The sequence below is a fragment of the Gilvirhabdus luticola genome, assembly GCF_040117515.1.
In the GTDB taxonomy this organism is placed as follows: domain Bacteria; phylum Bacteroidota; class Bacteroidia; order Flavobacteriales; family Flavobacteriaceae; genus Gilvirhabdus; species Gilvirhabdus luticola.
On the sequence record NZ_JBEEEN010000002.1, the window covers coordinates 294,829 to 318,272 of the forward strand.

The 23,444-nt window shown below is 30.9% G+C and carries 21 protein-coding genes; 6 read left to right on the forward strand and 15 right to left on the reverse strand.

Annotated elements, in window-relative coordinates:
• Positions 1-70: 70 nt before the first annotated feature.
• From AAFP94_RS05820 to AAFP94_RS05845, 6 genes are all read right to left on the reverse strand, one after another.
• A complete protein-coding gene (locus AAFP94_RS05820) occupies positions 71-2,881 on the reverse strand; it encodes a triple tyrosine motif-containing protein (protein WP_316661565.1) in 2,811 nt (936 codons plus the stop codon).
• A 109-nt stretch (positions 2,882-2,990) separates the two neighbouring features.
• Positions 2,991-3,734 (reverse strand): NIPSNAP family protein, encoded by a 744-nt coding sequence (locus tag AAFP94_RS05825; RefSeq protein ID WP_316661566.1) that lies wholly within the window; start codon positions 3,732-3,734, stop codon positions 2,991-2,993.
• Between the two features lie 61 nt (positions 3,735-3,795).
• Positions 3,796-6,717 carry an FAD-binding and (Fe-S)-binding domain-containing protein gene (locus tag AAFP94_RS05830; protein WP_316661568.1) on the reverse strand — a complete coding sequence of 974 codons (2,922 nt, stop codon included), beginning with the start codon at positions 6,715-6,717 and terminating at the stop codon, positions 3,796-3,798.
• A gap of 200 nt (positions 6,718-6,917) precedes the next feature.
• Complete coding sequence (locus AAFP94_RS05835) at positions 6,918-7,697, reverse strand: toxin-antitoxin system YwqK family antitoxin (RefSeq protein ID WP_316661569.1); 780 nt, start codon at positions 7,695-7,697, stop codon at positions 6,918-6,920.
• A gap of 215 nt (positions 7,698-7,912) precedes the next feature.
• Positions 7,913-9,262: a toxin-antitoxin system YwqK family antitoxin gene (locus AAFP94_RS05840; protein ID WP_316661570.1), complete on the reverse strand. Its 1,350-nt coding sequence runs from the start codon at positions 9,260-9,262 to the stop codon at positions 7,913-7,915.
• A gap of 28 nt (positions 9,263-9,290) precedes the next feature.
• Entirely contained in the window at positions 9,291-10,730 is a 1,440-nt protein-coding gene (locus tag AAFP94_RS05845) for a toxin-antitoxin system YwqK family antitoxin (RefSeq protein ID WP_316661571.1), read from the reverse strand.
• Positions 10,731-11,000: 270 nt separating this feature from the next.
• On the opposite strand from AAFP94_RS05845, the gene AAFP94_RS05850 reads away from it, so the two are divergent.
• Positions 11,001-12,008, forward strand: coding sequence for a 2-hydroxyacid dehydrogenase (locus AAFP94_RS05850; RefSeq protein ID WP_316661572.1), 1,008 nt, complete (start codon positions 11,001-11,003; stop codon positions 12,006-12,008).
• Between the two features lies 1 nt (position 12,009).
• Here AAFP94_RS05850 and AAFP94_RS05855 read toward each other — a convergent pair whose 3' ends face one another.
• Together AAFP94_RS05855 and AAFP94_RS05860 are read right to left on the reverse strand one after the other, a co-directional pair.
• Positions 12,010-12,951, reverse strand: a complete 942-nt coding sequence (locus AAFP94_RS05855; protein ID WP_316661573.1) for a L,D-transpeptidase — start codon at positions 12,949-12,951, stop codon at positions 12,010-12,012.
• Entirely contained in the window at positions 12,948-13,367 is a 420-nt protein-coding gene (locus tag AAFP94_RS05860) for a CBS domain-containing protein (RefSeq protein ID WP_316661574.1), read from the reverse strand. Before AAFP94_RS05860 ends, AAFP94_RS05855 begins: the two co-directional genes overlap by 4 nt.
• Positions 13,368-13,499: 132 nt before the next feature.
• On the opposite strand from AAFP94_RS05860, the gene AAFP94_RS05865 reads away from it, so the two are divergent.
• Both AAFP94_RS05865 and AAFP94_RS05870 read left to right on the forward strand, forming a co-directional pair.
• The gene (locus tag AAFP94_RS05865) at positions 13,500-13,868 is read left to right on the forward strand and encodes a hypothetical protein (RefSeq protein ID WP_316661575.1); all 369 of its coding nucleotides are present in this window, start codon (positions 13,500-13,502) and stop codon (positions 13,866-13,868) included.
• 7 nt (positions 13,869-13,875) lie between these two features.
• The gene (locus tag AAFP94_RS05870) at positions 13,876-15,579 is read left to right on the forward strand and encodes an ABC1 kinase family protein (RefSeq protein WP_316661576.1); all 1,704 of its coding nucleotides are present in this window, start codon (positions 13,876-13,878) and stop codon (positions 15,577-15,579) included.
• 78 nt (positions 15,580-15,657) lie between these two features.
• Here AAFP94_RS05870 and AAFP94_RS05875 read toward each other — a convergent pair whose 3' ends face one another.
• On the reverse strand, positions 15,658-16,263 hold the full coding sequence (locus AAFP94_RS05875) for a hypothetical protein (RefSeq protein WP_316661577.1): 606 nt from the start codon (positions 16,261-16,263) through the stop codon (positions 15,658-15,660).
• 208 nt (positions 16,264-16,471) lie between these two features.
• Between AAFP94_RS05875 and AAFP94_RS05880 the strand changes: the two genes are divergently transcribed.
• The 3 genes from AAFP94_RS05880 to AAFP94_RS05890 are packed head-to-tail and all read left to right on the forward strand — an operon-like array spanning position 16,472 to position 18,997.
• Complete coding sequence (locus AAFP94_RS05880; RefSeq protein ID WP_316661579.1) at positions 16,472-17,254, forward strand: MlaE family ABC transporter permease; 783 nt, start codon at positions 16,472-16,474, stop codon at positions 17,252-17,254.
• Positions 17,251-18,012, forward strand: a complete 762-nt coding sequence (locus AAFP94_RS05885) for an ABC transporter ATP-binding protein (RefSeq protein WP_316661580.1) — start codon at positions 17,251-17,253, stop codon at positions 18,010-18,012. The genes AAFP94_RS05880 and AAFP94_RS05885 overlap by 4 nt, the downstream gene beginning before the upstream one ends.
• Positions 18,013-18,016: 4 nt before the next feature.
• Complete coding sequence (locus tag AAFP94_RS05890) at positions 18,017-18,997, forward strand: MlaD family protein (protein WP_316661581.1); 981 nt, start codon at positions 18,017-18,019, stop codon at positions 18,995-18,997.
• Here the strand turns inward: AAFP94_RS05890 and AAFP94_RS05895 are convergent.
• The 6 genes from AAFP94_RS05895 to AAFP94_RS05920 form a co-directional block, all read right to left on the reverse strand.
• The gene (locus tag AAFP94_RS05895) at positions 18,994-19,461 is read right to left on the reverse strand and encodes a pyridoxamine 5'-phosphate oxidase family protein (protein ID WP_316661582.1); all 468 of its coding nucleotides are present in this window, start codon (positions 19,459-19,461) and stop codon (positions 18,994-18,996) included. The genes AAFP94_RS05890 and AAFP94_RS05895 overlap by 4 nt on opposite strands.
• A gap of 71 nt (positions 19,462-19,532) precedes the next feature.
• A complete protein-coding gene (locus tag AAFP94_RS05900; protein ID WP_316661583.1) occupies positions 19,533-20,750 on the reverse strand; it encodes a metallophosphoesterase in 1,218 nt (405 codons plus the stop codon).
• Complete coding sequence (locus AAFP94_RS05905; protein WP_316661584.1) at positions 20,747-21,337, reverse strand: CDP-alcohol phosphatidyltransferase family protein; 591 nt, start codon at positions 21,335-21,337, stop codon at positions 20,747-20,749. Before AAFP94_RS05905 ends, AAFP94_RS05900 begins: the two co-directional genes overlap by 4 nt.
• A gap of 1 nt (position 21,338) precedes the next feature.
• Positions 21,339-22,247: a mechanosensitive ion channel family protein gene (locus tag AAFP94_RS05910; protein ID WP_316661586.1), complete on the reverse strand. Its 909-nt coding sequence runs from the start codon at positions 22,245-22,247 to the stop codon at positions 21,339-21,341.
• Between the two features lie 9 nt (positions 22,248-22,256).
• Complete coding sequence (locus AAFP94_RS05915) at positions 22,257-22,553, reverse strand: chaperone modulator CbpM (RefSeq protein WP_316661587.1); 297 nt, start codon at positions 22,551-22,553, stop codon at positions 22,257-22,259.
• Positions 22,550-23,443, reverse strand: a complete 894-nt coding sequence (locus AAFP94_RS05920; RefSeq protein ID WP_316661588.1) for a J domain-containing protein — start codon at positions 23,441-23,443, stop codon at positions 22,550-22,552. Before AAFP94_RS05920 ends, AAFP94_RS05915 begins: the two co-directional genes overlap by 4 nt.
• Position 23,444 lies beyond the last annotated feature (1 nt).

Sequence of the window (23,444 nt, forward strand, 5' to 3'; positions counted from 1 at the left end):
TACTCACAATCTAACATCTAAAAAGCAATGTTGTGGTAATGTTGTGGTCTTTGTAAGAATTGTTGTGTGATTAAATTTCTAAAATATAATCTGTTAAGCTCTCCTCGTGCGGTAAATCTATTTTTTTCCTTAACCTATATCGTTTTACTTCTACACTTCTGGATGAGATGTTAAGTAAAGGGGCTATTTCTTTGGAAGATAGATTAAGCCTTAAATAAGCGCACAATCTTAAATCATTATGAGTTAAATTTGGGTGTATGCTCTTCATTTTTTTTAGAAAGTCTTTATCTGCATTATTAAATGCTTGTTCAAACACATTCCAGTCATCTGAATGGTTTAAGTTTTTATCTATAATCTTTATAACACCCTTTAGATTACTAACATTCTCTATTTTCTTGAGTTCGCTTTTAATGTTATTTAAAAATTCGTTCTTCTTTATTAAACTCATCGTAGAAATATTAAGCTCTCTATCTTTATACTCGATATCCTGTCGCAATTTTTCATTATTGAACTGCATTAATTGTTGCTGGTTTTCGAGTTTTATTAATTCAAGCTCTTTTGTTGTTTTTTCTAGTAATTTCTCTCTTTGTTTTCTGTAATATCTTTTGTAGACATTATGCATAAACAACGAAAATAGTGATACTATTAAAATGTAAAATATAATTGCTGTGTTAGACAAAAACCATGGTCTTGCAATTATAAAGCTGTATTCTGCAGTATTGTCTGAATTTATATATGCACTGCGCCCTCTAACTTTGAATGTATAATCCCCAAAAGGCAGGTTTTCAAATTTTTCAATTGAATTGATTGACCAATCACTCCAATTATTATAGATTCCTTCAAGTTTATATTGGTACTCTGTCTTATAATATTTTTGATATTCTGGAATACTAAATGAAAATTGAATATTATTTTGATTGCTCTTAAAATCTCCAAAAGCATTCTTATCTATTAATTTTAAAGAGTCTTGACTTTTATACTTATTAATTCCAACCGTGGAAATGGCTATATTATATTTTCTCTCTTGAAAATTATTTAAATCCAACATAATATAACCCGATGATGTACCTATAAGATATTGATTGTCTATAATATGCGTAATATTTTCTGAATCGGTAACATCTTTGCGTAGTTCTATTGGGAACGAGATCCTTTTTATTTCTGGTTCTCCTAAAAATTTCCCTTGTGTAATATAGCTTAACCCATTGGCAGAAAAGCTCCAAAGTGTATTCGTTTTATTTTCGTTGACTAACTTTCCCGATGTATATTCATTCTTGTTAAAAATCTGACTATAGAGAGAATCTTTTTTAAAAACACCTTCTGAAGCATAGAATTTAAATACACCATCTCGGTAGGCGTATAAAATATCACTGTTGTATTTTACAAGGCTCGAATTTAATCCTCGCGCAACGGAAGATTCTATTTTATAATCAAGTACTTTCCTATAATCCTTATCTACCGTTAAATTAAATACACCTTTATATTCGTGACTTACAAATATTTGATTACGCTCTTTTAGGATTTCAAAATATTTACTTGAAATATCAAATCCTTCAATTTTATTTTTGAAACGCCACTTACCATTTTGCTTTTCAAGAACATTAAGTCCATTGTAATTTCCTTGAATCAATAAATTATTATTGCGATCAATTGATTTTATATTCCATGTACCTGAAATATCAAGAATTTTTTCGGCGTTACTGTCTTTTATAATAAATGTCCCAGTGTTATGACCACAAAACAGTGTGTTATCAATTTCGACCAGACACCAAACCTGACCTTGAGTTCCTTTTACAAATTGAAATTGTTTATTCCCCAGTAGTGCTTTATAAAAGAGGCCTTGATTAGTTCCTAAATACACCTTGTTTTCATACACTGCTGAAGCATAAACTGTTCCGATTGTTCCAATATTATCGTTATAAACTTTAAAAGGTGACTTGATATTAATACAATTAATACCATTATCCAGACCAAGCCAAATATTATTTTCAATATCTTCGAATATAGAAAGCACTGTATTGTTGCCTAACCCATTGGATCTATTAATATCATAATTAATTTCTCCATTTGGTGTAAGATGTAGCATACCATCTGATATGGTCCCTAAAATGAAACTAGAATCTTGCAGTTGCATACTATTATATACACTTACACTTGATAAAATTTCATTGGCCGGAATATCCCATTTGGTAATTTTATTGTTTCTTAATTTATAAAAACCTGCATCTTGAGTTTGTAGTAAATAACCATCATTAATATCAAACATATTAACTAGCAGGTTTTTACTTAACACGGGATCGCTAATAATTTGTTTCAGCTTTCCATTTTCTATTTTATATAATCCTTCATTCGTTTTCTGAAAATAAATACCATCTGATAACTTAAATATTTTTGAAGCCTGTGAATCTATAAAGCTGTAGCTATTATCACGATTATTATAGATATAAATCCTCTTTAACGATTGAAACAGTATCCATCTATCTAATTTAATAATATTCCATATTTCTTCATCATCTAAAAACGGTATGGAAAGATTTTGAGATAAAGATGTGTACGCTAACTCACCCGATACTGTTGGCTGCCAATAACCAAATTCACGATAACAACCTGTATAAATTTTATCATCGATAACATTGACAGACCTCATTATAGTTTCGTTTGGTGAATCATAGAATTTCCATTCAGCACCATTAAACTCTAATAAACCTTTATTGTTTGCTACATAGATGTACTTGTTACCTGCTTGAGTTATGCTCCAATTTTGGTTTTCGGCTCCGTAAATTTCGGGTGAGAATATCTCAATAGGTGGGATTTCTTGTCCAAAAATATACAAAGACAAAAAAAAGAATACCACAACATTATATCGAAAGCACCTCAACATAAAAAAAATTTGAGACTAATTTAAACAAAATAAAGTAATAAAGTCAATAATACAGTGTTTACATACCAGAACACTATGATAGATTTTTTATAATCAGGCTGAATGCAAACTATAATTGTGAATAAGGTAGCGGCTTTAAGAATACGCGTGTTATATCGTTCATGGCATTATCATATTCTTTAAGTTTAATAATGCGTTGCCATTCCGGGTGTGCTCCAAATTTAGACCAAATTTGCGAATGCTCTTCTTTGTTTTTAAACGCTAATAAATAGGTTAAACAAGGCATTTGATGTCCAGAAATATTAGCACCAAAAAACACTGTGTTGAGACCAACATCTTTAAAAATATCAAACTCACTGTCGTTGAACATTTTCACTTTTCGTCTTAAAGCATCTTCATTATAACTTTCATAAATGCGCAATTCAAAAAAATCCAAATCATCTGCTGGTTTTACTAAATTGGGAAAGCCAGAGACAGATCTAATAAATATACTTTCATAACGATTATATGGAATTTCTTTAGGTTCTATAGTATTATAGAACTCTGAATCTTTTTTAAACTGATCATCTAAAGCTAAAGCATCAAAAACTTCTTGATGTGCCTGCATTGTTTTGTAAGAAATCAATACGTATATCTTTGGCGGTAAGGCTTCTCCACTTTCTTCAAATACACCAACGTTTACAACTCCTTGTCTATTTAATGCAGGAATAAGTGCTTTTTGAAGATAATCATGCAAAATATCTGCTGATCTAAAAAGCTCCATATCATAAACTCGGAATTCATAAATTTCAGATTGGCTATTAATAGGTAAATAAAAGAAAAGAGCGAGAGCAAAAAGAATAAAGCGTTTCATGATGGAAAAATTAAATTAGAGTTTCAATGCTTATTAAATATACAGCTTTTTGAAATAAGTACTATTTTAAGGCCATTCTTAATATACTAATGGGGTGTTGTGCTATTCTGTTTGTTCCATCCAAAATTTGATGTCTACAACTTGTACCAGACGCAGCTATAGAAATGGATTTATCTATATTTCTTATTTTAGGAAATAAGGTATCTTCACCTATTTGCATACTAATATCAAAATGCTCTTTCTCATAACCGAATGAACCGGCCATACCGCAACATCCAGAATTTATAATAACAACAGAATAATTTTCAGGCAGATTTAGCATTGCGAAAGTAGGCTCAATACTACTTAATGCCTTTTGATGGCAGTGCCCATGAATTTTAATTGACTTTGCTTCACTTGTAAATTGATGAGATGCAATTTTGCCTTTTAAAATCTCTTGTTGCATAAATTCTTCAATCGTATATGTACTAGATGCTAGTTTTTGGGCTTCACTTTTATTATCTGCTAACCTTAAATACTCATCTCTAAATGATAGGATGGCAGATGGCTCTAATCCTACTAAAGGTATTTCTTGGGAAATAAGCTTATTGAAGATTGCAATATTTTTATTAGCTATTTCTTTGGCTTCATCTAAAAACCCTTTAGATATATAGCTTCTACCGCTTTCTTCATGTTCCGTAATCAGAACTTTATATCCTAATCGTGTTAAGAGTTCAAAAGTATCAATCCCAGTTTGAACATCATAATAATTAGTAAACTCGTCAACAAACAAACACAATGTGCCTTTATCTAAATCAGCATTTAAAAATTTATTATTATGCCCTTTATACCATGTCCTAAACGTCTTTGACGCTAACTTTGGCATGCTTCTTTTGGTTGCTATTCCTAATATTTTCTTTGCTAATGATGTATTTAGGATGGTATTTGTGATGTTAGGAAATAGGCTTCCAAATTTATTGTATCTTGCATTTTTGGCTATTGCTGTGTCTCTAAAAGACGAACCATTCTCCTTTTGATACTGATACAAAAATTCTGCCTTAAAGCTTGCTACATCAACATTACTCGGACACTCACTAGCACATGCCTTACAACTTAAACAAAGGTCAAAAACCTCTTTTAGTTCTTTATGGTTGAATCTATTTACTTTATTAGAATGAGTTAAAAACTCTCTCAATGTATTGGCTCTAGCTCTCGTAGTATCTTTCTCATTTCTAGTAGCTCTATAACTAGGACACATAGCGCCTCCAGCTGAAGGTAACTTTCTACAATCTCCAGAACCATTGCACTTTTCTGAAGCTCTTAAAATGCCTAATGAATCAGAAAAATCCAATACGGTTTCTATCTTGGGTTCTTTTCTATCAACTTCGTACCGTAGTGATTTATCCATGGGATATGGATCTATTATTTTGCCTTTGTTGAAAATATTTTTCGAATCGAAAGCTCTTTTAATTTGCTCCAGCAATTGATAATTCTTTTCACCAATCATTAACGGTAAAAACTCACCACGAACAATCCCATCGCCATGCTCACCACTTAAAGAACCTTTATATTTTTTGACAAGTTTGGCGATTTGTGTAGTTATTTCTCTAAAAAGCGAAACATCATTTTGGTCCTTTAAGTTTAATATTGGTCTTAAATGAATTTCTCCAGCTCCAGCATGTGCATAATAAACCGCTTCTTGCTTGTAGTTATCCATCATGTTTGTAAATTCTGAAATGTAATTTGGCAAATCCTGTAGGTCTACCGCTGTATCTTCAATACATGCAACAGCTTTGGCGTCTCCAACAATATTACCTAATAATCCCAAGCCTGCTTTTCTTAATTCTATTATTTTATTGATATCGTCGCCATAGAGTTTGGGATGAGCATAACCAAAATTTTGAGTTTTTAAATCTTCAATTAAATGATTAGCTAAAACTTCCGCTTCTTCTCTTGAATCTGATCTGATCTCTAACATTAAAATGGCTTTGGGATCTCCTTCAATAAAAAATCTGTTTTTAGCTTGTTCTCTGTTATTTTTTGTACAATCTAATATGGTCTTGTCTAACAATTCACAAGAATACAAGTTGTGCTTCATAGCACTTACAGTTGCTTCCAAACTCTTTTGAATACTTCTAAAATGTGGTATAACAAAGACAGCTTCTTTAGGAGGTAATTCATCTAACTGTAAAGTTATTGACGTTGTGAATGCCAATGTTCCTTCACTTCCACAAAGCAACTTTGCAATATTCAGTTTATTTGTTAAACCACTTTCTTGATTGCTATCAAGAAAAACGTCTACCGCATAACCCGTATTTCTTCTATGTATTGAAGCTTTTGGAAATTCCTTATATATTTCAGCCTGAGTTTCTTTTTTAGATAGTTCATCCAAAATAGTTTTATAAATAACACCTTCAATATTGTCTTGCGTGCTTTTGGTTTTGAATTCCTCTTGCGAAAGATCTTTGAAAACAACTTCAGTGCCGTCAGCCAAAATAGCTTCAAGTTCCAATACTTTATCTCTGGTTACACCATACTTAATTGATGTTGAACCAGAAGAATTATTGCCAACCATTCCTCCAATCATACAACGATTACTGGTTGAAGTATTCGGTGAAAAAAACAAACCATAAGGTTCCAAAAAATTATTTAACTCATCTCTTATAATTCCAGGTTCTATTACAATAGTTTTCTGTGCTTCATTAAAGCTTAAAATTTTTGTGAAGTATTTTGAAATATCTACAATAATGCCATCTCCAACACATTGACCTGCCAACGATGTACCAGCAGCTCTTGGAATGAGCGTGACACTTTCCTTATCTGCAAATGCGATTAATTGCTTAATATCATTTTTATCCTTTGGGTGAGCAACTGCCAAAGGTAACATTCTGTAAACTGAGGCATCTGTAGCATACATGCTCTTATGCAATGCATCAAAAAAAAACTCTCCTTTTAATGTTTTAGAGAGAGAATTTAGTTTATTATCAATAGATATTTGTGGCATTTAAATAAAATCAAACTATGTTTTAAATTATGGAGTTTTAAGATATATATTTTGTTCTAATGTAATGAGATAAAATCAATAATAAAATTTGGTTAATAACTAACAGTTTAGATGAGTGATTTTTAAAGACCCTTCAACAAGCCGAAAACAAAGCTGGTTTTGGTCTTGATGTATTAAATTTTAATAACAACTCAAAATGATCAGTTATTATAGTTTTCAGTTAAAAGTAGTTTTCCATTATCGTCAAAATATTTCCATTCGCCAATCATACGATCATCCTTATATAGCCCTTTACCCTTTAGCTGGCCGTTAGCGTGATATTGCTCCCATTGGCCATCTTTAACTCCTTCCTTATAATTTTCTTTTCTCATTAATTTTCCGTTTTCGTAATATTCTTGCCAAAGACCGTCTTTCTTTCCATTAATATAAACTCCTTTGCTTTCAAGATTTCCATTAGAATAATGTTGTTCCCAAATGCCATTTTTCTCTACCTTATGATCAACCATATTATTTTCCAATACTTCAACTTTATAACTCCTATCTCTTGGTTTTTCTATAACAGAAGCATTAATATTAGACTGAAGATCTGTAGTAATATCGTTTCTATCGGACATTTGATCATCATATTTCACTATTGGATCTTCAATAGATCCAATAACAATACCTTCTTCATTTACAACATTAACGGTATTTTTAGTTTTTAATTTTTTATCTGGTTCTTGATACTTCTCTTTTATTTGAATCCATCCAAAACTATCTGGTTTCCCATTTGAAACTAAAACATAACTCTTAGCTTTATTATTTTTATTATAACGAATGATTCTACCAGTAACTAAAGTTGAATCAACTTTATAATATACTAATCCATTGATTTCGGTGACATCTTTAAAATTCACCTCTTGAATAATATCTGACACTACTGTTTGCCCTTGACAAACAAAAGAAAAAGTAAGTAATATTAAAAACAATTTAAGTTTCATACGTTAGCATAAGATACAAAAATAGCTTCATATTTCTGTGAAGCTATTTTTAGTGTTGTTAAATGCGCTCGAAGCAGTACCTTTTTGGCTATAAGTTCTTAATTAACCCAGATTTTTGATTGTGTTTCATTGTGCTAACATAACCTTTATTATTGAGGGTTTTAGAAACAGTCCATATTGAAGGTGATTAAATTTAATTCACATTGTATCAAGTACTAATTGAAACTTTCAGTTTTGATTAACTTTCCTTCTTTATCATAAATTTTTGATGCTCCAGTAATTTTACCATTCTTATATTCCATTTCTCGAGCTACCTGGCCATTATCATGCCACCATTTCCAAATTCCATCTCTTATACCTTCAATATAAATATGTTCATACCTTAATCCGCCATTTTCATGCCACCCTTTCCAAATTCCATCTTCTTTATTGCCAATGTAAGTATGAGCATGCAATAATTGCCCATTCTCACGAGTCATGGTCTCAACATTATCCCATCTACCATCCTTAAATGAAATTTGATGAGATAATTGTCCATTCTCGTCCCACCATTTCATGACTCCTATTGGCTTGTCTTCCTTATATGTTTTCTCAGACCGTAATTGATCATTCTCGTCCCAGCTTTTAAAAACCCCATCACGTTTATTATCTTTGTAGTTCCCTTCAGATGATAATTGCCCATCCTCATACCACCCTTTCCATGCTCCATTTAATTTACCATCTTTGTAGTTACTTACATATAATAATTGCCTATTCTTATAACTCCGACTTATTTTACCAGTAAACCAAGTTTTTTCAATTTTGGAATAATCGATATTATCCAATTTCTTTTCAATACCGCTGTCAATCGTTAAAATTGTATAATCATCATCAATACTTTCTTCATTACCATAAGAAAAATATAATATTAAATAACCTTCATGATTCCAGCTTATATGAGCACCATATTTTTCACCATCTTTGTATCCTTCTTCAGATTTTAATTGCCCATTCTTATCCCATTCTTTCGAAACACCATCCTTTTCACCATCCTTGTAGCTTTCTTCCGATCGTAATTGTCCGTTTTCATGCCAGGTTTTTCTAACGCCATCATATGAGTTACCTATAACCGTACCTTCCTCCTTTAATTCTCCATTCATATACCAAACTTTCATTGCACCATAGGGTAAACTATTCTTCCACTTTGTGTTGATAACAGCCCTTAATTGTCCATTTTCATACCAATTTTTCGAAACTCCAACCTTTTTGTCATTGATATATATTGATTCTGACTTCAATTGTCCGTTCTCATGCCATCTTTTATAAGCACCATCCCTCTTTCCATTTTTATATACAACTTCTCTTTCTAACTGGCCATTTTGGTATGATTTATTTGCAACACCGGTAAATGGATTTCCTTTATATAAATAGATAGATGACCCCAATGAATCCCTTATTTCTTCTATTTCCTCATAAGCAACACTTTTTGTCTGCCCATTACATTGGTAATTGCCTAGTATTAGGAAAGCTGTGAACAATAACACATTCAACTTGAGATTTATAATCCTTTTCGTTTTTAATTTCATAATTGTGATGTATGTTTGCTTATTAATTTTAATATCTCTTTTCTGAAATAAACTCACCATTTTCATACCAGGCTTCGTAGGTTAGTTTTCCATCAAAATCCCATTCTTTAATACTTTTTAATTCACCATGCTTATATGTTTCTTCTCTGGCTAACTGTCCATTGTCATGCCAATTTTTCCAAATGCCATCTTTAATACCATCTTTAAATACGGCTTCTGAAATTAATTGTCCGTCATAATTCCACTCTTTCCAAACACCATCATCTTTACCATCTTTGTAGGCTTGTTCACTTTGTAATTGTCCATTGTCATGCCAGCTTTTCCAAACGCCTTCTTTATCGGGGTAAACAAAGTTTCCTACGTATATACCTTCCTCTTCTACTTGTCCATTGTCATGCCAACTTCTCCTTACCCCAAACATTTCACCTTCCTTATAGAACTTTTCCTCTTTTAATTGGCCATTATCATACCACTCTTTCCAAACACCTTCTGGCATATCATCTTTATACACAACTTCCGTTTTCAATTGCCCATTATAATACCATTCTTGCCAATCGCCATCCTTCATACCATCCTTATATTCTGCTACTGAACTTATTTGCCCATCATAATCCCAATTTTTCCAGACACCATTTTCTATCCCGTCCTTGAATTGTGCTACCTCTTTTAATTGCCCATTATCATGCCAAAATTTTGCAATGCCTTCTGGCTTACCTTCCACGTAGTTGACTTCAGACAATAATTGCCCATTATGATGCCATCCCTTCCAAACCCCAAACTTTTTACCATCCTTGTAATTACCTTCCAATTCAAGTTTTCCATTCTCAAAATATGCTTTCCAAGTGCTATCAATGATACCATCCAGGTAAGTGTATTCACGTAATAATTGTCCATTTTCATACCACATTTTAAAAACACCATTCGGTATACCTAGAATGAATGTTTCTTCCAGCAATAATTTTCCGTTATCATTATACCTTTTTTGAACATCATTCACATCCACATTATCATCCTTAAAGGACTGTTCCTTTTTTAATTGTCCATTCTCATACCAATCTTTCCAGTTACCATTCGCAATGCCAACGTTGTATATTTTTTCAGATGCTAATTGCCCGTTCTCATGCCACTCTTTCCAAATACCATCACTTTTACCATCTTTAAATCTCAGTTCTTCTTTTAATTGCCCATTATCATACCACGTTTTCCAAACTCCATCCGCTTTACCTCTTTCAAACGTTCCTTCTCTTTTTAATTGTCCATTATCATAATATTCATTGGCAACACCAGTAAAAGGTTTTTCTTCAAATAGATACATCTGGTCATCAAATAAATCAGTAATTATCTCTAATTCGTTATAAGAAATACTTTTTGTTTGAGCATTAGCCTGATTATCTGCTATTACTAGAAAAGTTATAAATAATAACAAATTAAAATTGAGATGTGTTACCCTTCTTATATGTGACTTCATAAAGTGATTATTGTTTTGATGCGTAATATAAAAAATTAAGCATAAAAAAAAGAGTAACCATTTCTGATTACTCTCATTTTGTAGCAGGAACTGGACTCGAATTAGTGACCTTTGAATTAGACACTCTATGTTTAAGTTTTATTAGAAACATGATAAAATGTCATATTCAAAGGTCTAATACCCAAAGTCAATTTTAGTAATAGATATGATATATATCATTGTTCTTGTTTCAATATTCAAATAATTTTAAAAACATAAAATCATAGAATCTTGAAAGTACTTGTATATAGTGCGAAGAATTTTGAAGTTCCTTATTTAGAAAAGGCTAATAGAAGAAAGCATAAACTATCTTTTATAAAAGAATCTTTATCATCTGATTCTGTAATGAAAGCCATTGGATACGATGCTATATCGATATTTTCAGCAGATGAGGCTTGCTATATTACTTTAGAAAAACTCAAAGATTTTGGAGTCAAATACATAACGCTGCGTTCTGTTGGTTATGATAATGTAAACCTATCTGCGGCTTCTAGGTTACATATTAAAGTAGCTAATGTTCCTGATTATTCTCCTTATTCTGTTGCAGAACATGCAACAGGTTTATTATTAGCTCTTAATAGAAAACTAATTGAATCAAACCATCGTGTTAAACATTATAATTTTGATCTTAATAATTTAATTGGTTTTGATTTAAACAATAAAACTGTAGGCATTATTGGTGCTGGTAAGATAGGAGGAGTAATGACCAAAATAATGCATGGGTTTGGTTGTAATTTGCTGGGATATGATATTAAGGAAGATATGAATTTAAAAGAACAATTTGGTATGCAATACACTACCTTAAAGGAGTTATGTAAGTTGTCCGATGTTATTTCTCTACATGTTCCTTTAACTACTGATACCCATCAATTAATTAATGAAGATCTGATTTCAGAAATGAAAGAAGGTGTTATAATTATAAATACCGCTAGAGGCAATGTGATTAATACAGAACATGTAATTGATGGCTTAAAGCAAGGGAAGATAGGAGCTTTAGGTATTGATGTCTTTGAGAATGAAAAAGGAATTTTCTTTAAAGATCATTCACATGAGATTATAAATGATGATTTACTGCTAAAGTTAAATACCATGCCAAATGTAATTATTACCGGGCATCATGCTTTTTTAACTGAAGAGGCTTTAACAAATATTGCTGAAACTACATTCTATAATTTAGATTGTTGGAATGCAGGAAAAGAAACGGAAAACGAATTAACTGAAATAATTGAAGCCATTTAACCTATCGACCTCTGTTATAAATATCCTTTAAAACTATTTGGTTCCCATTTTCATCAAAAACCTTTAAATCGTAGCGTATTCTAATTTTAGTATGAATTGGCGCATAATAGTAAATAACCCAGGCATCGGCTTCTTTAGTTCCTATACATCCATTAGAATATGCTTTTCCGAGTGTAATAGGGTTTGTTGTAGGATGAATTAGTTGTCCATTACGCAATCCATTTATTTCAGTTTCAATAAAAGGAATTTGAGGTAGCTTGGTCACTTTATTATCGTCTCTTTTGGTAACAAAATATTGATGATTATTTACTGGATTAACATATCTTGGGTTTAGAACATAATTTACAATGTGACCTTTACCGGTTTTGGTTTTTAAATCTTGAATTCTGCCAGACATTTCTAAATATTTCTTTTCATTTCTTCCCACTCTTATGGGGAACTCATAAAGCTTAACAGAATCTTTGAGAATACGGAGTTTAAATTCAGGAATATTGATATCTATAATTGTTTTTTGAAACGAATTATGAATCTTTTTGGCAGTAGTAGAATCTGGAATAATTATAGATGCTCCTTTTGGTAATACAATCATTTTCTTTTGATCATAAACAAATGAATCACGTATTATCATTCTATAATAATCGGTGCTTTGAAGTGTATCAATGATCCAGGGATTAGCTCTCACAATCAAGTGTTCAGTCAATTTATAAGGCGTATAGGAATCATGCCTGTTTGCCAATGAATCCATAAATTGAAAATAATTTTCAATAGTTACTGCCCTTCTAATCAAAATCCGGTTTACTATCGAATCATGATAGTAAACTTGACTTGAAAACATTGTATTTTTTGTTAAAGACAATGTGTTTCTACTCTCAAAACTTGAGCCAACGAATACTGTTAATAATATTATTATAAAAGCAAATATTAGCTGTATTAATCTTTTCACTTAACAAGTGTTTTAGTTTTGTTTAGAAAATACTTAATAATGTCAGCAGTCGATACAATGCCAACTATATTATCGTTTTCTAAAACAGGAACTGCATGGTAATTTCCTTCTGCCAAAACTTTAGAAACATCACTAATGGTAGAATTAGTAGTTAAATAAAACGGATTTTGAGTCATTATATCTTTAACCTTTAACTCATTATATACCTTATTATCATCACTAATACCTGCTCCAGAAATATTATACATAAAGTCTATTAGACTAACCATACCAACTAATTTTCCATGCTCTTCAACTGGTATATGGTGATGAAAATTTTGCTTTTCATAAATGTGTTTTACATCTAGAAGGTATTGCTCTGGTTTCACGCAAACCACGTTCTTTGTCATTACTTCGACTATCGAATTAGTTCTCATGTTATTAATGTTTTATTCTAAATAATATATTTAAAATTAAGGCTTTATTAAATTCCTATATATGATTAATATCATATTAAAAAAAAGTGCTTTTTAATACATTTATTATTAGTTTAAGTTAAATACATTTTTATGAAAACTAAAACCATTTTAGAGCTGCTCACTTTAAGTTCTAGTCTTTATTATATAGTTAGAGATCATCAATTATTAGATAAAATAAATCAGTATTCAGAAAAAGGAAAAGATAATATTAATAGGATTTTATCAGAGTCTCAATTGGATGAGAATGGGAACGAATTGGAGTTTATAGACAAAATAATTTTGAAAACTCATGAATTAAAAGAAGAACTTGACGAAAAAGTTGAAGAATTAGTAGTAAAATTTTACAAAAAAATAAATGTAGCTCATTTAGATGAAATTAAAGCTCTAAATGAAAAAATCGATAACCTAGAAGCAACAGTAGCGCTAATAGAAGCACGATTAAATAAATTGGAAGCATAATAAAGCAATGGGGATTATAGCAGGCATTGGAAAGAACTTTAGATCTATCTCCAGATATAACCAAATACTTAAAGTCCTGATAAAATATGGTTTTGAAGATTTTGTTGATTATCTGGAGGAGAATAAAAAATACGTTTTTTTACAAAAATTAATTCCTAAAGCGTCTAGAAAACATGCAACACAATTCAGCAAATGGGCAAAAATGAGATTGGTATGCGAAGAATTGGGCCCTACGTTTGTTAAGTTTGGACAAATTTTGAGCAACAGACCAGATTTAATTCCTCTTGAGCTAGCATTAGAATTAGAAAAACTTCATGACAATGTGCCTCCAATGCCTGAAGATGTTGCCAAACAAATTGTAGAATCAGAGCTAAATGATACAGTAGAAAATTTATTTGCGTGGTTTGAACCTACACCTTTTGCATCAGCTTCGATAGCACAAGTCCATAGAGTAACCTTGCATTCTGGTAAACGTGTTGCACTTAAAATTCAGCGCGCAGGAATTCATGAAATTATTGAAGAAGACATTAAGGCAATGTACAGAATTGCGGAGATTTTAGAACAAAGATTGCCTTCCTTAAAAAGTTTTGACCCTGTTGGACTGGTTAATAATTTTGAGATTTCTATTTTAAAAGAGATTGATTTTATAAATGAATCTATTAATGTTCAAAGGTTTTATAATAATCTAGAAAATGACTATTCTTTAGATCAATTTGCCGAAGCTCCAAAGGTTTACCCTACTCTTACTACAACAAAAGTTTTAGCTTTAGAATTTATTACTGGAATTAAAATAAATCAAATTGAGGAGTTAATTGCTAAAGATATTGATACTAAAGTCATTGCTAGACGACTTGCTATCAGTTATTTTAAGCAAATTTTTGAATATGGTTTCTTTCATGCTGATCCACATCCTGGGAATTTATTAGTACTCCCAAACAACCATATTTGTTATTTAGATTTTGGTATGATGGGAAGCATGCTCCCGAGAGATATTTCGATTTTTGGGAAATTATTTATATCTATTACTAACAAGGATGTCAAAAATGTAATTAAAACCTTACAGCAATTATCAAATAATGCACCTATCCCCAGTATGAGAGATTTGGAGTTTGATATCAATGAATTTGTAGAAAAATATTATGTAAGAGAAATTCATGAAAATGAAATGAGTACGATTTTACTTGAACTAAAAGATATTATTATTAATCATGGTTTAAAAGTACCCACATACTTTTTTCTTTTTGCTAGATCCTTAGTAACTCTTGAAGGTGTTATTAGTAAACTAGATCCAAAATTGGAACAATTTGAAATTGTAAAACCGTATTTAAGAAAAAGTGTAATCAAAAAATACAACCCAATAAAAATAGGGAACAAAGTTGTTAATTCTATTGTAGAAATCACAGATTATATGGAAGAATTTCCGTCAGATTTGAAAAATGCGATACGAAAAATTAATACAGGTAGGGTTAAAGTTGATTTAACACATAAAGGCGTAGACCCAATGTTACACACCCTACAAAGAATTACAAAACAATTAATTGCAGCTTTTATTATGGTAGCTCTTATTATTGGAGCCTCTTTATTTATTGTTTTTGAAATTGGTTCTCTTTGGAATGGTATTTCGGTATTAGGTATGGCGAGTTTCACATTGGCTGTAATTCTCGGTTTCGGCATGATTAAAAACATAAATAAAGGAACCTATAAATATTAGCTTTCCAATGTAATATATAGTTTAGTCAAAAAGAAAAGCACACTAACTAGTATGAGTGTGCTTTTTAAAATTTAGGATTTAAGGTTTAGAAAATGCTTTTTTAAAATGACTGAAAGCTTCGGAAATTTCACTTTGAAAATGTTCTAATTTCGTTTCTTCTTCTTTCTTTTTTCCATATTTCTCTTTTATCTTTTCTATAAAGGTATGAAAGTCCTTTTTTCCTTTTTCAAAAGTATCTTTTGCCTCATGCTTTTCTTTATCAAACTTTTGCTCTAAAATTTCTAATTGAATTTTAAATTGCTCTATTTCAATAAGTGTTAAAGCATACATTCTATTTAGCGTTTCGTTGGCCTTAATTTTTACCTCAATATCGTGTAAAGTTAAAAGTAATTGTTTTTTTTGTTTTTTAAATACCTCTTTAGTCTCTGCTTTTCCTAATGCTAATTGTACTCGTAGCTCGTCAAATTTGGCATTAAGCTCATCTATCTTCTCTTTAACTCCTTTTATTTTAAACTCGCTGTCGTGTACAAATAAGTTAAATTTCTTTTTAACTTCTTCAAACTTATCTTGTGCTTCAGCTTTTCCCAAAGCAGCTTGCACTCGAAACTCCTCTATCTCGGTGGCTGTTTTTCTAAGTGATCCAATCACTTTATCCACAAATTGTAGGTCTTCCTTTTTTTTCATGACTTCTATTTTTATAATGTAATTAAATGTCAAAATAAAACAACAAATACACAATGATAAATATCAGTTTTAAACCCATTTCGACAGGCTTTTGAAGATATATTCTAAACATAGCAAAATACCAATTTACAATTATGATGAGATGATTAATATCATTTTATTCATCAACCATTTCCTATACATTTGATAAGATTGTTAAGAATTTAACATGTCAGGTTTCAGTAATATAAAAGCTCAATTAAAATCTTTCTTGATTGAAATTGGAGATCTTAGTTTTTTCACTAAAAGGTGTTTTAAAGAGTTAGTTAAAAGACCTTTTGAGTTTAAGGAATTGCTACGTCAGTGCTACAATATGGGAAACCGTTCCTTATTCTTAGTTGCTATAACAGGATTTATAATTGGACTTGTACTTACTTTGCAAACTCGACCTACATTAATGGAATTTGGAGCGGTATCATGGATGCCATCCATGGTAAGTATTTCTATAGTAAGAGAGATTGGACCTATAATTACTGCATTAGTTTGTGCTGGTAGGATTGGCTCAGGTATTGGTGCTGAATTAGGCTCTATGCGAGTTACCGAGCAAATTGATGCTATGGAAGTTTCTGGAACAAACCCATTTAAATATTTAGTGGTAACTCGTGTTTTAGCCGTAACACTAATGCTCCCACTTTTGGTAATTATTGGAGACGTTATTGCCATATTTGGCTCTTTTTTAGTTGAGAATGTTAAAGGAAATGTATCTTTCATGCTCTATTTTAATCAGGTTTTTGATGCATTGGAGTTTGGCGATTTTATTCCTGCAACAATTAAATCTTTCTTTTTTGGATCAGCCATTGGCATAGTAGGATGCTTTAAAGGTTACAATTGTGAAAAAGGTACCGAAGGTGTTGGTAAGGCAGCTAATTCAGCCGTTGTATTTACATCTTTACTCCTTTTTATTCTCGACTTTATTGCAGTTTTTGTAACAGATATTTTTTATGACTTATGATTGAGCATGATAACGTATTAAAAAGAGACATTGTTCTTGAACTAAAAGATTTACATAAAAGCTTTGGTGATAATCATGTGCTAAACGGATTTAACATGCAGCTATTTCGAGGAGAGAGCCTTGTAATTATGGGGAAATCAGGTTCTGGTAAATCAGTAATGATCAAATGCTTGGTTGGTTTAATGGAAGCAGATAGTGGCACTATCTCGGTTATGCGTAACGATATATCGAAACTTGACCAACACGCTTTGGATATCTTGAGAGCAGATATTGGATTTCTATTCCAAGGCAGCGCATTATACGATTCTATGACTGTTCGAGAGAATTTAGAATTTCCATTACGTCGTCATACGAAAAAATTCGGAGACCATTTAGATACTGAAACTATGGTAATTGAAGCATTAGAGAATGTTGGATTGGTAAGTGCTATAGATTTAATGCCTTCGGAATTATCAGGTGGAATGAAACGTCGAGTAGCTTTAGCTCGTACACTAATTTTACAACCAAAAATCATTTTATACGACGAACCTACAAGCGGTTTGGATCCTATAACTGCTAAAGAAATTATTATTTTAATGCAAGACATTCAAAATAAATATGGCACCTCATCACTAATTATTACACATGACGTGGATTGTGCACGAGTCATTTCAGACAGAATGATATTGCTTATAGATGGTATTGACTACGCATCTGGAACATATGCAGAATTATCTGCTTCCACAGATCCTAAAATCAAAGCTTTTTTTAAACACTAATACTATGAAAAATACAAACTCTCAAAAATTACGCTTAGGACTGTTTGTGATAACTGGAACAGTACTATTTATAGTTGGAGTATATCTAATAGGACAGCGCCAAAATATGTTTAAAAAGACCTTTACCATAAGTGCATATTTTCAAAATGTAAATGGTTTACAAAAAGGCAATAATGTACGTTATTCGGGAATTGATATTGGAACCGTTAAAGATATTATTATGATTAACGATTCTACTATTAAAGTAGATATGAATATTGATGAAAAAATAATTACTCATATTAAAAAAGATGCTATTGCCACTATTGGGTCTGATGGATTAGTTGGTAACATGATTTTAAATATTGTACCTGGAAATGGTCATTCAGATATTATTAGTAATGGTGATACTATAGAGTCGTACAGTAAGATTGGAGCAGATGACATTTTAAGCACTTTAAGTGTGAGTTCAGAAAATGCTGCTATATTGACATCAGATTTATTAAAAATAACCACAGCAATGCTTAAAGGGAAAGGTACTGTAGGTTTATTGCTTAATGATACGATTATGGCACAAGATTTAAAACAATCGGTTAACAATCTTAAAAAAGCAAGTAGAAGTGCTACAAACACCATAAATGAATTAAATACAATTATTTCTTCATTAAAAACAAATGACGAAACCGTCTTGGGTATGTTAATGAATGATACCATTTCTGGTGAAAAGCTTAAAAAAATTGTTGATCATCTTGAAACATCAAGTTTAGAGATTGAAAATATATTATCAGGTATAAATGCTACAGTAATCGATTTTAATTCAAGTGATGATGGTGCTTACCACTATATACTAAAAGACACCTCGTTGGTGAATAGCTTGAAATCTACACTAAAAAACATTAATGAAGGCACTGATAAGTTTAATCAGAATATGGAAGCCTTAAAACATAATTTTTTGACAAGACGCTATTTCAGAAAAATGGAGAAAGAAAAAAGTAAAGAAAATTAGTTAACGTTGGTAGTGTTTCTTTTTTTTCCGGTTATTTCTGTAATTCTTATCAGGAATACTGCTGGAATATTATCTTTGTAAATTTTGCTTGAAAACTCACTAATAAAATTAGCTTTTTTTTGCTCTTTTTCAAGTATGATGTCTTTAATGCCTAAAGAAAATTTATGTAAATAGGCTTTTGCATTACTTCCAAAATGCTGTTCAAAAGTACCATGCACTAATACAGATTTCCAATTGGTTACAGATTTTATCTCTCCTATTTGAAGCGATACAGCATTATTCTTTCGCATGGCATTCATTTTATGACCATCTCCCGAATAACAAATAATAATATTACTCTCTTTATCAAAGAAATATGTAATTGGAATAACATAAGGTCTATTATTATAGATATAGCCTAACTGACCAATATAATTGTTTTCTAAAATAAACTGTATTTCTTTATCCTCAAGATTTTTAAACATTACCAATTATATTATATGAATAATGATTAAGATACATGCTTTAATTTTTTAAATCAATGATAATAATCAGTCTATTTTACTTTTAGCTCTATTAAAGTGATTTCTGGCCGCATTCCAATTCGACCAGGGAAACCCAACCAACCTAAACCTCTATTTATATAAAGATATTGACCGTTATGGTCATACAACCCTGCCCAATGTTTATGTTTATATTTTATAGGGCTCCATTGCATATTTTTGTAGTGAAAACCTAATTGCATACCATGGGTGTGACCAGATAATGTTAGTGAAATATTGGTCTTAAATAGAACTTCTTCGCTCCAATGTGATGGATCATGTGACAATAATATTTTAAAAGAAACGTTTTTTACATTTTGCATTGCCCTTTTTAGGTCACCATACTGTTTAAAAGGCTGTTTACCCCAATTCTCAACTCCAATAATAGCTATATCTTCATTATTTTCTGAAATGATAACCGATTCATTAAGTAATAGTTTAAAACCTATATCATTGTAGAATTGTTTAATGTTATTAAAATTATCTTGTTTGTTCTCTATTGATTCCCATTTACTATAATCTCCATAATCATGATTACCTAAAATAGCTAACTTTCCTTTTTTTGCTTTTAATTTTTTAAAAACCGTTTCCCAGCCTCTCAACTCCCAAGCAAAATTATTTACCAAATCACCTGTAATAATGATATAATCTGGTTGCAGGTGATTAATTTTTGTAAATGCTTTTTCTAAAATTTTGTAACGATAATTAAAACTTCCTATATGAAGATCTGATATCTGTACAATCTTAAGGTTATGAAATGATTTTGGCAAATTTTTGAACGAAATGACATGATGATGTGTTTTATACCTATAAGCAGCCTTAAAAATTCCATATACAATTACAAAAAAAGGTAAGAAACCAGAGAAAAGACCAACTAAAGGAACAATTATAAGCGATTGTCTTTCGGAGAAGAGATAATTTGTAAAGTAAAGTATAGTAATGATGGTAACAAAAATAAGTTTTGGAATAAATGAAGAAACCGTAAGACCATATAATGATGAAATGAGTTGTTGTTTTCTGAATGGGTTAATATCGTCTAAAACTAATTTTAATACTATAATTGCTGTAATTAACCCTATTGTAAACACCCAAAATAATATATGTATGCCTTTTTGTAATAACGTAGAATCTATTAGTTGCGTAATTGTTTGCAGCCAGTAAAAAGCCAAGATATCTACAACTAAAATAGCTACGCATAGCAGGAGGATCGTAAAAAGAGAAAAAGACCTCATTTGGTTTTTTTTATTCGACGATTGTCTCTTAATGCCCAGTAAATACCTTTAATGTCAGAAGCCCAATTATCATACATAAATATAAGTGCGATTTCTTCTATTGTTTCCAATATTCCAATACCAATCATAATATAAAATAACACGTCCTCTGGACTATAAAATAGGGACCATAAAATGAAAACGCTCTGTACAATAGCAGAAAACTTTGCGAAATAGGTGTGAAATGCTGTAGCCCTTCCATATTTAAGATAGGCAATTATCATTTGAATAATATAAGGCACAAAAGCTATTAAAATTAAAATGAAATTGCTTCTAATAAAGTCTGTTTCGAAATAAAACAACCCTATGAGCCCAATAATTAAAGTAATCTGATCACCAAACGAATCTAACTGTGAACCTCTTGGACTGGTGATTTTAAGGGTACGAGCCAAATATCCATCTATAGCATCTGTCGAATAGCTAATTAATAATAACCATGTAAATATTAACCTCTGATCTAACCAAATTAATGCCAATAAAAAAGGAGCTGCAAAAATACGATAGAACGAAAACCAATCGGCTATATTAAAGTTTTTAAAGGTTAACACATTAATTATTATTTTGTTTTATGTCAATTTTTACTTCTGGTATTTTAATAAGTTCTAATGTAGTAGAGGCTAAATTAACTTTGCCATTTGATTTTAAAACTTCTTTATGGATTTCATTATTTATAATATGCTTGATAGCACGTCTTTTTTTATAATCGACAATGTATCGTAAGTTGAATTGAATCCAATTATCGGTTAATGTTATAGCTAATGTTGGATCTACTAAAGCATCTTCAATATAATATTTATTGACTACATCTTTCCACTGCGATTTTGAATTAATGGTATATTCTGAAAGGATTTCAGAAGCAATTTTAATAACAATAGACTTTGCTAGTTCAACATCAGAGCCATATCTAATAGGTAAATTAAATTCATCCCATATGAATGGAAAGTCTTGCGAATAATTGTAAATGGGGCCTTTAAAAACAAATGCATTACTTAATTTTACAATACGACCACTATAATTATCAGAACTTACCCATTGCCCAATTTCCATCATTGTAGTGTAAATACTATCTACATCTATAACATCGCCTTTTATGCCATTAATTTCAATTCTGTCTCCTGGTTTATATACCTTAACAATAAATATGTATAACGATCCCGCTATGCTTAAAATAAGTTCTTGCAGTGTAAAAGCTATGCCTGCACTAAATAATCCAATGGCAAGGGTGAAATCCTTAATGCTCCCTGTGAAATATGAAAAAGATAAAATTATTAAAACCGCGTAGCCAATAATTTCTATGCCCTTTTGAGACTTGTATCGTGCAGTAGTATCTAGAACATGTTTCCTTAAAAGTCTTCTTATTATTTGTATTATAATTAAAACAACAGAAACTAGTAAAACATATTTTATGATACTAAATAATGTAGGGTTTTCAATAAGCCAATTTTTTATTTGTTCCATGGTAATTATTTATAAATCTTCATACAACCGTAGTTTATTATGCAACATTGTTATTTCTTCTTTTAAATTATCTAGCTGATCCAATAAATTATAAATAGCATCAATACCTTCTAAATTGATGTCTAAATCGTAATGCAACCGAGCTATTTTTTCAAACTTGTTTAATTGTTTTTTATGCATAAAAAAAGTATCCTTTTCTATGGTTAATTCTATAAGTTGAAACTCTTGTAATGCGTTTATAAAAGCAACGGGGATTTTATAATGTTTGCAAACTAGCTCAATTGGTATTAAATCTGTCGGTTTCATAATGCTCGCAATTTCTGTAACTCTTTAATTAATTCTTTTTCCTTGTTCGTAATATTGGTAGGCAATTTAATCTGATAGGTAACAAACAAATCTCCAAACTCTCCCTCTTTTTTATACTTTGGAAATCCTTTACCTTTCAACTTTACTTTTGTTCCGTTCTGGGTTTCTGGCTTTACTGTTAGTTTTACCTTTCCATCAAACGTATCAACCATAAGTTCTCCACCTAATAATGCTTTATATAAATCTAAATCAACTGTGGTATAAAGGTTGTCTTTATCTCTTTTGAATTTTGAATGATTTATAATTGAAAATTGAATAAATAAATCTCCATTAGGACCACCATTAACACCTTTGCCTCCGTGTCCCTTTATTCTAATAATTTGCCCATTTTCTACACCTGCTGGGATAGTAATTCTAATATTTTTATTGTTAATAGTTAGAGTACGCTTATGTTTTCTGTAAACATCTTTTAACTCTAGTTGAAGTTCTGCATTGAAATCTTGACCTCTAAATTTTGCTCGCCTGCCTCCTCCTGTTTTAGATGAATAACCTCCAAACATGCTTTCGAAAAAATCTGAAAAATCTTCTTCTGAAAACCCACCTGCAGAGCCTTGATAACTTCTTTGATATTGATTTTGCTGCTTCGCTTTTTCATATTCTTCGGCATGTTGCCAATGCTCGCCATATTCATCATATTTTTTTCGATTTACAGGATTGCTCAATACTTCATTGGCTTCGTTGACTTCTTTAAATTTCTTTTCAGCAGCTGCATTATTTGGGTTTAAATCTGGATGATATTTTCTAGCCAATTTTCTATACGCCTTTTTTATATCATCTTCAGAAGCCGTTTTTGGTAAACCAAGTATTTTATAATAATCTATAAATGGCATT

Coding starts and splice junctions, on each gene's coding strand:
- AAFP94_RS05865 (WP_316661575.1), top strand. CDS start 13,500: ATGAAAACTAAAACCATTTTAGAGCTGCTCACTTTAAGTTCTAGTCTT.
- AAFP94_RS05890 (WP_316661581.1), top strand. CDS start 18,017: ATGAAAAATACAAACTCTCAAAAATTACGCTTAGGACTGTTTGTGATA.
- AAFP94_RS05820 (WP_316661565.1), bottom strand. CDS start 2,881: ATGTTGAGGTGCTTTCGATATAATGTTGTGGTATTCTTTTTTTTGTCT.
- AAFP94_RS05920 (WP_316661588.1), bottom strand. CDS start 23,443: ATGCCATTTATAGATTATTATAAAATACTTGGTTTACCAAAAACGGCT.
- AAFP94_RS05835 (WP_316661569.1), bottom strand. CDS start 7,697: ATGAAACTTAAATTGTTTTTAATATTACTTACTTTTTCTTTTGTTTGT.
- AAFP94_RS05870 (WP_316661576.1), top strand. CDS start 13,876: ATGGGGATTATAGCAGGCATTGGAAAGAACTTTAGATCTATCTCCAGA.
- AAFP94_RS05845 (WP_316661571.1), bottom strand. CDS start 10,730: ATGAAGTCACATATAAGAAGGGTAACACATCTCAATTTTAATTTGTTA.
- AAFP94_RS05900 (WP_316661583.1), bottom strand. CDS start 20,750: ATGAGGTCTTTTTCTCTTTTTACGATCCTCCTGCTATGCGTAGCTATT.
- AAFP94_RS05895 (WP_316661582.1), bottom strand. CDS start 19,461: ATGTTTAAAAATCTTGAGGATAAAGAAATACAGTTTATTTTAGAAAAC.
- AAFP94_RS05885 (WP_316661580.1), top strand. CDS start 17,251: ATGATTGAGCATGATAACGTATTAAAAAGAGACATTGTTCTTGAACTA.
- AAFP94_RS05830 (WP_316661568.1), bottom strand. CDS start 6,717: ATGCCACAAATATCTATTGATAATAAACTAAATTCTCTCTCTAAAACA.
- AAFP94_RS05825 (WP_316661566.1), bottom strand. CDS start 3,734: ATGAAACGCTTTATTCTTTTTGCTCTCGCTCTTTTCTTTTATTTACCT.
- AAFP94_RS05910 (WP_316661586.1), bottom strand. CDS start 22,247: ATGGAACAAATAAAAAATTGGCTTATTGAAAACCCTACATTATTTAGT.
- AAFP94_RS05880 (WP_316661579.1), top strand. CDS start 16,472: ATGTCAGGTTTCAGTAATATAAAAGCTCAATTAAAATCTTTCTTGATT.
- AAFP94_RS05860 (WP_316661574.1), bottom strand. CDS start 13,367: ATGAGAACTAATTCGATAGTCGAAGTAATGACAAAGAACGTGGTTTGC.
- AAFP94_RS05915 (WP_316661587.1), bottom strand. CDS start 22,553: ATGAAACCGACAGATTTAATACCAATTGAGCTAGTTTGCAAACATTAT.
- AAFP94_RS05840 (WP_316661570.1), bottom strand. CDS start 9,262: ATGAAATTAAAAACGAAAAGGATTATAAATCTCAAGTTGAATGTGTTA.
- AAFP94_RS05875 (WP_316661577.1), bottom strand. CDS start 16,263: ATGAAAAAAAAGGAAGACCTACAATTTGTGGATAAAGTGATTGGATCA.